13 protein-coding genes and 1 tRNA gene are annotated in these 12,079 nt (G+C 60.0%); 11 read left to right on the top strand and 3 right to left on the bottom strand.

Annotated elements, in window-relative coordinates:
- Positions 1-5 precede the first annotated feature (5 nt).
- The 7 genes from NKH05_RS18150 to NKH05_RS18120 all read left to right on the top strand — a co-directional run bounded on the left by NKH05_RS18150 (position 6) and on the right by NKH05_RS18120 (position 5,833).
- The gene (locus NKH05_RS18150; protein WP_353025833.1) at positions 6-1,289 is read left to right on the top strand and encodes an ROK family transcriptional regulator; all 1,284 of its coding nucleotides are present in this window, start codon (positions 6-8) and stop codon (positions 1,287-1,289) included.
- 193 nt (positions 1,290-1,482) lie between these two features.
- The gene (locus NKH05_RS18145; RefSeq protein WP_023719429.1) at positions 1,483-1,683 is read left to right on the top strand and encodes a CsbD family protein; all 201 of its coding nucleotides are present in this window, start codon (positions 1,483-1,485) and stop codon (positions 1,681-1,683) included.
- A gap of 503 nt (positions 1,684-2,186) precedes the next feature.
- Complete coding sequence (locus tag NKH05_RS18140) at positions 2,187-2,729, top strand: hypothetical protein (RefSeq protein WP_023719430.1); 543 nt, start codon at positions 2,187-2,189, stop codon at positions 2,727-2,729.
- A 278-nt stretch (positions 2,730-3,007) separates the two neighbouring features.
- Positions 3,008-3,265, top strand: coding sequence for a hypothetical protein (locus tag NKH05_RS18135; protein WP_023719431.1), 258 nt, complete (start codon positions 3,008-3,010; stop codon positions 3,263-3,265).
- A gap of 79 nt (positions 3,266-3,344) precedes the next feature.
- Positions 3,345-3,938, top strand: coding sequence for an SOS response-associated peptidase (locus tag NKH05_RS18130; protein ID WP_023719432.1), 594 nt, complete (start codon positions 3,345-3,347; stop codon positions 3,936-3,938).
- 73 nt (positions 3,939-4,011) lie between these two features.
- The gene (locus NKH05_RS18125) at positions 4,012-4,893 is read left to right on the top strand and encodes a transglutaminase family protein (RefSeq protein ID WP_352962442.1); all 882 of its coding nucleotides are present in this window, start codon (positions 4,012-4,014) and stop codon (positions 4,891-4,893) included.
- Positions 4,894-4,981: 88 nt separating this feature from the next.
- Positions 4,982-5,833: a transglutaminase-like domain-containing protein gene (locus tag NKH05_RS18120; RefSeq protein WP_353025831.1), complete on the top strand. Its 852-nt coding sequence runs from the start codon at positions 4,982-4,984 to the stop codon at positions 5,831-5,833.
- A 127-nt stretch (positions 5,834-5,960) separates the two neighbouring features.
- Here the strand turns inward: NKH05_RS18120 and NKH05_RS18115 are convergent, their stop codons facing one another.
- Positions 5,961-6,512 (bottom strand): group I truncated hemoglobin, encoded by a 552-nt coding sequence (locus NKH05_RS18115; RefSeq protein WP_352716925.1) that lies wholly within the window; start codon positions 6,510-6,512, stop codon positions 5,961-5,963.
- A gap of 134 nt (positions 6,513-6,646) precedes the next feature.
- Here NKH05_RS18115 and NKH05_RS18110 point away from each other — a divergent pair, with 134 nt between their 5' ends.
- Positions 6,647-6,832: a hypothetical protein gene (locus NKH05_RS18110; RefSeq protein ID WP_352482421.1), complete on the top strand. Its 186-nt coding sequence runs from the start codon at positions 6,647-6,649 to the stop codon at positions 6,830-6,832.
- A 1,019-nt stretch (positions 6,833-7,851) separates the two neighbouring features.
- Here NKH05_RS18110 and NKH05_RS18105 read toward each other — a convergent pair.
- A complete protein-coding gene (locus NKH05_RS18105) occupies positions 7,852-8,643 on the bottom strand; it encodes a DUF1194 domain-containing protein (RefSeq protein WP_352493809.1) in 792 nt (263 codons plus the stop codon).
- Between the two features lie 828 nt (positions 8,644-9,471).
- Positions 9,472-9,546, bottom strand: a tRNA-Thr gene (locus NKH05_RS18100).
- 160 nt (positions 9,547-9,706) lie between these two features.
- Between NKH05_RS18100 and NKH05_RS18095 the strand changes: the two genes are divergently transcribed.
- From NKH05_RS18095 to NKH05_RS18085, 3 genes are all read left to right on the top strand, one after another.
- Positions 9,707-9,889 (top strand): hypothetical protein, encoded by a 183-nt coding sequence (locus NKH05_RS18095; protein WP_023719440.1) that lies wholly within the window; start codon positions 9,707-9,709, stop codon positions 9,887-9,889.
- A gap of 159 nt (positions 9,890-10,048) precedes the next feature.
- Complete coding sequence (murA, locus tag NKH05_RS18090) at positions 10,049-11,341, top strand: UDP-N-acetylglucosamine 1-carboxyvinyltransferase (RefSeq protein ID WP_352592367.1); 1,293 nt, start codon at positions 10,049-10,051, stop codon at positions 11,339-11,341.
- 300 nt (positions 11,342-11,641) lie between these two features.
- Positions 11,642-12,076 (top strand): DUF2948 family protein, encoded by a 435-nt coding sequence (locus NKH05_RS18085; RefSeq protein WP_023719442.1) that lies wholly within the window; start codon positions 11,642-11,644, stop codon positions 12,074-12,076.
- The last annotated feature ends 3 nt before the right edge of the window (positions 12,077-12,079 follow it).

The raw sequence follows: 12,079 nt of genomic DNA, 5'->3' as shown, positions 1-12,079 counted from the left end.
CGGTTTTGTCCGGAAAAGGCAGCAATTCGGTCAAGGTTCGGCATTACAACGAGCGCTTCGTGCTTGATGCCATCCGCCGTCTGAAGGAGGCATCCAAGTCCGATCTGGCGCGCGCCGCAAATCTGACGCCGGCCGCGGTCGCCACCATTGTCGACGGGCTGGAGTCGTCCGGATACGTAAAGCAAGTGGGAAAAAGGTTCGGGCAACGCGGATCGCCGTCCACCCTCTACCGGCTTACACCGGAGCGCATCTACAGCGCCGGCATCAAGATCGGCCGGCGCGCGCTGGAGGCCGTGCTCGTCGACTTCGCCGGCGAGGTCCGCTCGCGCGAGTCGCACGAATATCGCTTCCCGGATCCCGACATGGTGCTCAAGGCCGGCAACATGTCGCTGGCCAATTTCGACAAACTGGTCGAGGGGCTTGGCGATGCCAGCATCGTCGGCGTCGGCATCGCGTCGCCATATTTCCTCGGCGGCTGGAGCGAGGAGCTCGGCTTTCCCGACGACCTCGGTAGCCGGTGGGAAGCAATCGATCTGACGACTTTCTTCGCCACAAAGCCGAAGACCCCGGTCTTCGTGGAAAACGACGCGTCATCGGCCGCACTGGCCGAGCTCATCCAGGGGACTGGCGCGCGGTTCCGCGACTTCATGCATATTTCGATCGACACCTTTGTCGGCGGCGGACTGGTGCAAGGCGGCAAGGTCCACACCGGGCCGCACGGCAACAGTGCCGCGCTCGGTCCTTTGCCGGTCTCGCCTTCAAGCCTCGATTCGGTGGCGGCCAAGCCGGCGCGCTACCAGAGCCTGCTGCATCGCGCTTCGATCTATGTGCTGGTCAATCATCTCAAATCGCGCGGCATCGAAATCAACCGTGTGCGCGAACTCGATCCCTTGCCGCCGGGTGCGCGCGAGCCGCTGTCCGAATGGATCGACGATTGTGCCAATGCGCTGGTCGAGGCGATTATCGCCATCACCTCCGTCATCGACATCGAGGCGATCGTCCTCGACAGCATCCTGCCGCGGCCGATCCATCTCGAGCTGTTGGCAAAGGTGCAGACCCAGTTCAACAGGATCAGCGCCATCGGCATCGTGGCGCCGGAAATCGTATCTGGACAATTCGGCCCCGAGGCCTCGCCGATCGGCGCGGCGATGCTGCCGTTCTCGGCACTGTTGGCGCCCGACAGCGGCGTGCTGATGATCGGCAAGGACAGAACAATGCTGCTGGGCAGCCTTTCGAGGCTCGCCAGCCAAAGCCAACCAGCGAGAAGCTCGGCGACTTCAACGGGATAGGTTGGCGCTGCGAGAGAGCATCAAGCTCCGGGCATCATCAACATCAGTTCGCAGTCCGGCACGGGCACGGCGGGCTTTTTGCGCCGGCACCGGAACTTTTAGCGGCCGCTGATCTTCATTCGTCACCGACATTGAAATGCCGATCGGTCCGCGCTCCGCTTCAGTGCGGGCCCAGGAAGCAAAGGAGGAACATATGAACTGGGATCAAATCAAGGGAAAATGGACGCAGTTCAAGGGCAAGGCGAAGGAGCAGTGGGGTGACCTCACCGACGATGATCTTGATCGGATCGAGGGCAACCGAGACCAGCTCTTGGGGCGTATCCAGGAGCGATATGGCATCGCCAAGGAAGAGGCAGAGCGCCAGGTAGATAACTGGTCCAGAAGCATCAGCTGAGCCTTGGACGCAACGCCGTCTGCTGCCCACCACCGGGGTGAACTCTGCGTCGCCCGCCGTGCCGACTGGTGCGGTGGGCTCTTTCGACAGCGAGGCCCGCGAGGAACCTTTAGCCGTATCTAATGTTCTACTTGCGTGGCGGGCTTCGCCCCGGCGTGCGCCCAGCCCGGAGGCGAAGGAGTGCAATCATGAACAACATTATCTGGCTGGTCGGCGCCATCGTGATCGTAATCGCTATTTTGAGCTTTTTGGGTCTGCGATAGCATCTGAGCCCTCTCTTCGAGCCGGCGGCCCGGTCGGCATGGCCTCAGCACACCCAAGCTGGTCAGACTTAGGTCCCAAGCAAGACGCTCCAGGAATGGACCGAAGCCCCGGCTGAGGAACGTAGCCGGCTGGCTCACGTTGTAGTGAGCTTTGGCGCGACCAAGATGCGTCTGGGCGGAAGAGTTCAAGCCAGAGAGGAGAAGCCCGACGCTCCGAACGAGCGTCGGGTTTGGACGCAAATGCAAACGATCAGCCGACTATTCGATTCCCATGCCCAGGCAGCACGTGCTGTTGCCAGGCTTCAGGCCGGCGGGATTCGTCGCCGGCAGATCAGCGTGGTCGGATCTTACAATGACAACGATGAACCGATCAGCGTTGCTGGATATTACAACGATGAGATGAGCGCTCTCTGGCGAGGTGCGGGCGCAGGCGCCGCACTTGGCGCGACGGCTGGTCTGCTGGCCGGTTTTAGCGCTTTTGGAGCTCAGGGCATTGATCCCGCGGGGATGACCGGCATGGCTCTGGTCGGTGCGGCGTGGGGCGGCTTTGGCGGCGGGCTTCTTGGAACCTTCGCCAATTTTGCCCAGAAGCCGGGCAAGCCGAAGATCGCAGAGGGTGTCGTTCTGGTGATGGCCCGCGTCGATGAAAAGCAGGCCGGCGCCGCGCAGGCAGTGCTTCGGAGTTCCGTGGAGATGCCGCGGCGCATCTGCCGTTCCGGACAGATGAAGACGAGCGCTTACACAAATTCAAGCCGGCTCCGCGTCCAATCTGGTGCCCGATGAAGTTTGTTTCGCGAAATGGGAATTCAAACCGGAGGCGCGCGACGAAAGTTTGGCAAACCAACACCTTGGAGGCATGCGGGCTGCTTGCCGTCGTGCTGTCCCTTATCCTTACGGTTCTATTGGCAGGTCTCATCCTTGGCTGAAGCCGTGCCCTTGCCGCCGGCGACACGGTGCCAAGCTCCGGCAATCGGCAACTGGCGAAAGGTGCGGCCAGTTCGAAGGATTAAACCATTCGTGCTAAGCGTTCACAGCTTGTCGCCATAGGAGAGGACGCCGAGATGGACAAACGGGCTGAAGGAGACGCGGAGAGATTGGCTCGAGGCGAGTTCGAGCTCAAAGCCGAACGATATGGCGTGAACGCCTTTCTTCTCGTTGTCGAACTTATAAATCTGCTGGAAAAGCGCGGAACAATCAGCAGCGACGACGTCGCGAAAATAGCCGAGGCCGCCGCACTTGCCGTTGCCGCATCCAGCGAACCCGACATGAACAGCATCAATCTGTTGCAGGCCATCGCCGCCGCACGCCGGCCCAAATAGGGCAAATCCGGCAGCAATCGGCGCGAACCGATAACGCTATATTGAAACTGATCTCGATCGAGCGTCCGGAGCCATATTAATGTGCAATGACTACGAGCAGCACATCGCCTGGGCCGAGTATTGCCGGATGATGGCTTTGCTGACGCTCAATATTCCCAGCCATCAAACCGAACTGGATCTGCCGCAGGCGGATGACATCCACATCAACGACCCCGCGCCTGTAATGCGGGCTGCCGGCAACACAATCGAACTGGCGTCGATGACGTTCGGCTTTCCTCCGGCCGGACCAAAAGGCGGACCTGTATTCAACTTTCGCTCGGAGGGACGACAGTTCGGGAACAGCAAACGCTGCCTTGTCCCGGCGTCGGCATTCTTCGAATTCACGGGAACGAAATATCCGAAAGCCAAGCACAGGTTCACGCTGAATGGCCATCCGTTCATGGCGATTGCCGGGCTTTGGCGCGAGGCTGTCGGCAACAAGCCGCCGACGTTCACGATGCTGACGACCGATCCAAGCCCGGATGTCGCGCCGTATCACAATCGGCAAGTGGTTGTGCTGCGGCCATCGGACTGGGCGGCATGGATCCATCTGAGGAAGTCCGAGGCTGAACTCATGCGGCCGCTGCCGGAAGGGTCGCTCAGAGCGGAAACAGTTCGCGCAGGTTCCGAGTAGGAACCATCGGAAGAGCGTGGAAAAGATTATATGATTGCGCCAACATCGCAGGTAAACTTGTCGACCAAAACTGATGCCGATCTTCTCAGTCCAGCATACGACGGTCTATCGCTATAGCCGGCCGGTGAGGTTCGGCGAGCATCGGCTGATGTTCAGACCGCGCGACAGCTTCGATCAAAGACTCCTGGACCACGCCTTGTCTGTCGATCCCGAGCCGAAAGAGGTTCGCTGGATCCATGACGTTTTCGGAAACTGCGTGGCGGTGATCGATTTCGAGAATCCCGCGAAAGAACTGCGCTTTGCGACAGACATTCGGCTGGACCACACGCCGCAGCATGCGCCCGATTTCCGTATCGACGAAGCTGCGCTTCACTATCCGTTTTCCTACGATCCCGACGAAGCCGCAGATCTCTCCCAGACGATGGAACGTCAATACGAGGATGACAGTGACGAGGTTGGCAAGTGGGCACGACAGTTCCTCAGTGCCGCAGGGCACACCGGGACCGGCAATCTGTTGATGACGCTTTGCTATGCCGTCCACGAGAGCTTTGTGTATTCCCGTCGAAGCGAGCCAGGGACGCAGCCGCCGCTGATGACGTTGCACCTGCGTCGCGGCACATGCCGGGACTTTGCGCTGTTCATGATGGAGGCGGTTCGTTCGCTCGGCTTTGCCGCCCGTTTTGTGACTGGTTACGTCTATGTGCCGAGCCGCGACAGCGCGACGGTTCTTGGCGGCGGGTCGACGCATGCCTGGTGCCAGGTCTACCTGCCGGGTGCCGGCTGGGTCGAGTTCGACCCCACCAATGGCATTGTCGGCAATCGGGATTTGATCAGGGTGGCCGTGGCCCGGCATCCTCGTCAAGCCATTCCGCTTTCCGGGAGTTATTCGGGAAGCGCGTCGAGCTTTCTTGCAATGACCGTCGAGGTGAATGTGGCGAAGGAGATCGGTGCGTAGGAAAATTAGCATCCGCTGATGTTTTCCCGGAACTGTTTGGCCGACGCGGAGTTTGCCCGGTTGCTGAATGACAACAATCGGAGCGTCGATGCGGATCCGCGCAGGTTACACCCTCACCTACGAATGTCCGCAGCCAACGCCGATGCTGTTGGCGCTCGAAATCCATCCATCGCGCCGGGTCGATCTGTTGACGGAACAGGTCATCGATTTCGATCGTCCCGTCGAAGCACGCGGCTACGTCGACGGTTTCGGCAACGCCTGCACGAGGATCGAGGCGCCCTCGGGCCTGACGACGATCTCAACCACCTTCGATATCTACGATAGCGGCGAGCCCGATGCGGTCGCCGAGCAGGCTGTGCAGCACAAGATCAAGGACCTGCCGGACGAAGTGCTCGTCTTTCTTCTCGGCAGCCGCTACTGCGATACCGATCGTCTTGGAGATTTTGCCTGGGCGAAATTCGGCAATACCGCGCCTGGATGCGCGCGTGTCCGGGCGATCTGCGATTTCGTTCACAATCACATCGTCTTCGACTACCAGAAAGCCGACCCGCTGCGGACGGCTCACGACAGCTTCACCGACCAGGCCGGCGTTTGTCGTGACTTTACCCATTTGGCGATCGCGCTATGCCGTTGCATGAATATTCCCGCGCGGTACTGCACCGGCTATCTCGGTGACATCGGGGTACCCCCGGCGCCGTATCCGATGGATTTCAGCGCCTGGTTCCAGGCCTATCTCGCCGGCACCTGGTTCACATTCGATCCTCGCCACAACCGCCCGCGCATCGGGCGGATATTGATGGCAACCGGGCGCGACGCGACCGACGTCGCCATCTCAACCAGTTTCGGTTTTTCGCGGCTTACCCGCTTCGAAGTCGTGACGGAGGAGGTCCAGGCCGAACCTTCCCTGGCGTCTGTCGAAAATTCCGCGTTCTCACCTTGAGCTGCAAGGTTCGTAGAGGTGGGTCGACGATGTCCCGAGGCCCATCTGATCTCGAGGTCAGGGCCGCGCTGCATTCAGGGCGACGCTGGCGCCATGCGAATGCATCCGCCCGCACGATATAAGCGCTTCAGCCCCGCTTGACGTTGCCGGCGGTGACCTCGTCTTTGTGGGCGGCGAAAGCTTCCAAGACTTCGGTTTTCTCAGGCTTCGGAATCTTGAAATGATCCAGGGTCCGCCCGAGTTCCGCTGCGACCTCATCGAATTCCGCAGGGGAAATCCGCAGGTCGCGATGCGCCTCCTCGAGGCCGAGCGGCGTCGTGCCGGGCTTGGTGGCGACGAACTTGAAGGGCCCACCAGAAACGTCGCAGACCCACAGCGTGCGCATGAACTTGAGGCCGGGCAACCTTTCAAGGTTCTTGGTGTGCCATTTGCGCAATTGTGGGTTCTTCGACTTCTTGCCGACGATCGGGTTCTTCACGACGGCGTCGCTGAAATGATCGATCACCGCTGCGATGGCGAACACACCCCCCAGCCTCTCATACAGACTTTCTTCAGCTGTGGTTTTCTTGGCCTGGGCGAGTGCGTTGTCGGCAGGCAATACCGCCGTCGACGCGGCGGCCAGCGCCAGCGCGGCAACAACACTTCGTCTTGTCAAAGAGGTCGAAACGGCCGTTTTCATCCCTGGTTCCCTTCGAGGTTAGGCCAGAGCAAGCCGCAGCCTGTCTGGCGGGCTTCATGAAGTGACATTCGGACACTTTGCTATATTTTAGCATCGTCTAAGGAACAAACGAGCCCTTCGCCCGAATTATTCCGATGGACGGCATTCTCACGGTCAACATGCGTAAAAAGGGCGAAGGCCGCGCGGATGAGGAAGGCTTAAGCACGCGTCGCTGCACGCGGCAGAGGTCGCGAAGCCACTTCGGCCGCATCGGCCCGATCGATGTTGCGGGCACCGTAGTGTTCCTGGCCTCGCTGGCGGCGGTCGCCTGCGGCCAATAGCGTGTGCTTTTCAAAAATCGCTAGCTTCTGCGGATAGGTGATCCGCACCTTTGCGTTGCACCCGTCGCATTTGAAGTGCGCGATTGTTCTGAGTGCAGAGCCCTTTCTTACCGCCGGATGCGAGCAATCCGGACATTCGAATGTGAGCGCGACATCCGATAAGTCTTTGGCTAAGCCCATTTCCATCCCCTTCGCAAGCTCGGTGGCTACACTCTGGCGATTCTCAATGGGCAATTCAGATGCCAAACGGCTGTGCCAAAGCGGGATTAGACCAATTCACCTCGGAACGCCGCAAAGCTAGTGCGCCTTCTCTCTGCCTTTTGAGCGACGAAGAGACCTAACTTCCTCCAGCAGTTCGCGCTCATTGGTAGTCAAGTTTCGGAAGATTGCGACAATCATCACCGCTAAGGCTTCGGCATCCAGGCTTAAAAGGTCAATGTGTTCATCTGCGCAAACCTGATCAAACACGCGTTCACAAATAGCCAAATCGTGAGGGCTGAGGCGAGTGCTATTGAAACGCCGGCGCGACATTTGCGAGCCTTCGACGCCCGCCGCCCTGTTGCAAAAGAAGCGGGCCCTGGCAAGAAACGCGAGTCGTTGAGTGGTTGTTCCCGGCTGCAAGCTTTGCTAAGCCGCCTGCAGCAGGGGCAGACCAGAAGCCTTTCCCCGCACGCATCATGGCGCATGCGAGCGGAGCGGTGCGCCGACCTTGGCATTTTCCTAGCATGGCGAGATGCTTGGCACCTAAGGGATTTTCGAGCGACCGCTTGAACGGCTCTGGCTGCCATGCGCGGGCCGATTTTGGACGGCTGGACCGTTGGACTCACGTCAGACACACGCAAGACTACTTCGAACCCTAAACGGGGCCGTCGGCTACCGTTTTGCTTCGAGATCAGCCTGGCCGATTTTTGGATCCCCCCAAAATCGCTCGAACCTTTCTTAAGTAACGTTCAATCAGCGACAATCCGTCGACTGTTGGACTATTTTCAGAGCTTCGTCGGGCAGACCGCAGGATCCGTCTAAGAACGTGCTTTGCCGGAGGCGGAACTCACTTCTCGAATTAACTTCCTGATTATTGCCGATTGAAAGGAAGCGGCACTGTCGGCGGGAATGACGAACGAGCCGGGTCCTCCGATCACGTGCCTCGAATAATATTCCGTCGTCGTCTCACCATTTTCAACGTCGGCGCCTATCGGAAGACCATTGATCACGATGGCTTTCCGAAGTGCTCTCTGACGGCTGTCATCGACAGACGTTCCGTCGTTGTTCGCTCCGTCACCTGAAATGTCGATGATCCTGCGCAAGGTTGGGACAGGCAGTTTGTCAAAGGCGTCCACGGAGGCGTCGATGGCGTATGAGATCGACGTATTCGATCCGTGCGGACCAGAACGCAGCCTTCCAGACTTCTTCCGGAGTGCCTTAGCGATGACGGCCGCATCCTTTGCGTCAGAAAGAATGGTCCAGCTCACCCTCGTTTCCGAGGAGCCGCGGCTCGACCATTCGACAAAGGTGACGGCGATCTTGCCGTGCATACCCTCTTTGATCACCTTAAGCACGGTCGCTGATTCCAAAGCAGCCGCATAGCTCTCGCGTTGTAGGTTTGCCTCTATCTGGTTGATAGAGCCGGACATGTCGGCCGCGAGAACGATTGCGACATCGACTTCGTTGATCGGATTCTCAAGGGCAACCTTCTCGCGAATTCCACGAGGAGAAAGACCGATCGTGTGAGGATTTGCGTGAATATACTGGACAGAGACCAGCACAATTTTCAGCAATCCTGCGATCAGTGCGCTAAAGGATAGGACTTGCATCTCCCATCTATCCTCATGAGCTTATTAAACTCTTGGGGGGCGGTTGATCGCTGACTTCTATTAATTCTGAAGGGAACTCAAGTAGTTTAGATAAAGGGGCTTACTCTCCTAACATTAGCTTTCTCTATATTAGCTGTGACTATTTCAAAAGTCAACAAAATGGAGGGAGAGACACGGGGTAGTCAGCATGCCGGAGCGGAACGCAAGAACGGCTGCATAGGAGGACGCTCCAGCATCTTTTTATTAGCTAGTGCTAATTATCAGGCATATGGTCACTTCAACATGTGGCCGAAGCGGCAACCGGAAAAGGGAATGCGCGGCGCCGAGCCACTGCCGCGGTCGTCCTTGCGGCCTTTTCGTCGTTAGGGTTTTTGGTTCCCTCGAGGGCGCATGATGCCCCGTCAGGGTGGAGCTGTCCGCTGGCCTGCTGTCACGGCGACGCGGAACACGGTGAGTGTCAGCGAATCCCAGCGCGGGCGGTTCATGTTCGTCCCAGTGGCTGGGTTGTCATCTTGAGGCCTGGGGATCATCGGAAGATCACGCGGCAGCAGCGATACTTCATTCCGTATGGTGATGAGATTCCGTCGCAGGATGGCAATTATCATATTTGCCTTCATCCGACCGAAGAGCATGAGAACTGTTTTCTTGCACCGCCCGACGCCATGTGACCCGGGAGCCGCGCTGCGTCCGAAAAATTGCGAGATGCGGGAACGGCTGCAAGCCGGGTCCAGGAGCATGCCGGGCCGGCGCCCTAAAGGCCGCAAAGACACGGCGAGTCAAAGGGCGATGAAATTCAGGCGCAACACAAATCCTCGGTGACCGAAAATCTGGTGCTGCGAGAGAGGATTGAACTCTCGACCTCTCCCTTACCAAGGGAGTGCTCTACCACTGAGCTACCGCAGCCGCCGATGGCGGGGCTTCTGCCATATCGAACCGGCAAGCGCAAGGCCAAGACAAAGACGGGTTGAAAGGCCGCACCAGGCGATCGTTGCGGACATGGCCATGCCACAATGTTGGCTATCCCTTGATCCGCACGGGCGGGTCGCCGGCCGGGGACGGGACGATGAACGACAAGACAATTTCTCCGAACAAGGATGGTCTACCAAAAAAGGCTGGCCGGAAGGACCGGCTGGCCGAGCAGTTGCGTGCCAATCTGCAGAAGCGCAAGGCGCAATCGCGCTCACGGCGAACCGGCGGGGCCGACCAGCGGCCGGACGGGCTGCAGGCGGCAAAGCAGAAGGATTAACGCGAATCGGCTATGTTGGTCGCCGGTATTTTGGCCAAGGTATCGTGGGCCAACGCGGGGAAATAGCCTGTTTCTTGAACCAAGCCGGCCAATGGTCTAGATGGGCCGCAACTGACTCAACCGATTTAAACCGGCTTTTCGGCCGAGGGGACGCTCTTCATGGATCGCATCAGAATTGTCGGCGGCAACAAGCTTGCCGGAAGCATCCCGATCTCGGGCGCGAAAAACGCCGCGCTGCCGCTGATGATCGCCGCGCTTTTGACCGACGACACGCTGACGCTGGAAAACGTGCCGCATCTGGCCGACGTCGAGCAGCTGATCCGCATCCTCGGCAATCACGGCGTCGACTATTCGGTCAATGGCCGCCGCGAAAAGCAGCATGAGGGCTATTCGCGCACCATCAATTTCTCCGCCCGCAACATCGTCGACACGACGGCGCCTTACGAGCTGGTGTCGAAGATGCGGGCGTCGTTCTGGGTGATCGGGCCGCTGCTGGCCCGCATGGGCGAGGCCAAGGTGTCGCTGCCCGGCGGCTGCGCCATCGGCACGCGGCCGGTCGACCTCTTCCTGGAAGGCCTGGAGGCGCTGGGCGCCGATATCGACGTCGATACCGGCTATGTCATCGCCAAGACCAGGAACGGCCGGCTGGTCGGCAACCGCTACGTGTTCCCGAAAGTCTCGGTCGGCGCCACCCATGTGCTGATGATGGCGGCCTCGCTGGCCAAGGGCGAGACGGTGCTCGAAAACGCAGCCCGCGAGCCCGAGATCGTCAACCTTGCCGACTGCCTCAACGCCATGGGTGCGAAGATCTCCGGCGCTGGCACCGCGACCATCACCATCGACGGCGTCGAGGCGCTGTCGGGCGCCCGCGTCAGGGTGATCCCCGACCGTATCGAGACCGGCACCTATGCGATGGCGGTGGCGATGACCGGCGGCGACGTCGTGCTGGAAGGCGCGCGGCCCGACTTGTTGCAGACGGCGCTGGACATCATTTCGCAGACCGGTGCTGAGATCACGCAGACCAATTCCGGCATCCGCGTCAGGCGCAACGGCGCCGGCATTTCGCCGGTCGACGTGACGACGGCGCCGTTCCCGGCGTTCCCGACCGATCTGCAGGCGCAGTTCATGGGCCTGATGACGATGGCCAAGGGTAAGTCGCGCATCACCGAGACGATCTTCGAAAACCGCTTCATGCACGTCCAGGAGCTCGCCCGGCTCGGCGCCCACATCACGCTGTCCGGCCAGACGGCGATCGTCGACGGCGTGGCGAAGCTGAAGGGCGCGCCTGTCATGGCAACCGACCTTCGCGCCTCGGTGTCGCTGGTCATCGCCGGCCTTGCGGCAGAAGGCGAGACCACGGTCAACCGCGTCTATCATCTCGACCGCGGCTTCGAGCGGCTGGAAGAAAAGCTGTCCGGCTGCGGCGCGGAGATCGAGCGCATTTCGGGGTAACGATAGCAGGCTCAGGTCAGCGCCGCCCCTCATCTGCCTGCCGGCATCTTCTCCCCGTATAGGGACGGGAGAAGGACCGTCTGGCGAAGGATTTCGCCAATCTCCAGCGTTGCGGAGAGGGTGCCGAGGTTGCGGCCAGCCTCTCCTCCCGTCCCTATACGGGGAGAAGGTCCCGGCAGGCAGACGAGGGGCGGCGCTGACCGGGGCGATTGCCTGGCCAAGACCTCCGGTGCGGTTGCACGAGCCGGAAAGACCGCCTAACAGAAGGTCGAATAGTCAACTCGCAGGTGCGAATTCCGCATGAATGGCCTTAAGCTTGTCGCGCTCGACGATCAGGATCTGAGCATCATCTCGGCGCATGTCCAGGATGCCGTGATGAAGGTCAGCGATCTCGAATACCTGCCTTCGGTCAAGCGCTTCGTGCTGACCATGAACCGCTTCGTCTGGGAGGCGAAATCGGGCTTCTTGCGCCAGCACAATGAGCGGCGGCAAGCGGTGCTGCATTTCGACCGGGTGCTCGCCGCCAAGACCAGCGGCATTGCCCGCGACAAACCGGACGAGGTGCTGTCGCTGCTGGCGATCAGCTTTCTCGCGCTAGACAAGCCGGCCGGCATCGTCGAGCTGATCTTTGCGGGAGGCGGCGCCATCATGCTCGATGTCGAATGCATCGAGGCGCGGCTTGCCGATGTCGGCGGTGCCTGGGAAGCGACGTCGCGCCCGGTCCACAGGGCCTGAGCC

Origin of the sequence: Mesorhizobium sp. M1399, assembly GCF_040317735.1 — a bacterium.
Taxonomy (GTDB): Bacteria; Pseudomonadota; Alphaproteobacteria; order Rhizobiales; family Rhizobiaceae; genus Mesorhizobium.
The sequence above is the reverse complement of the archived record's forward strand: the minus strand, read 5'-3'. Positions and strand labels throughout refer to the sequence as shown.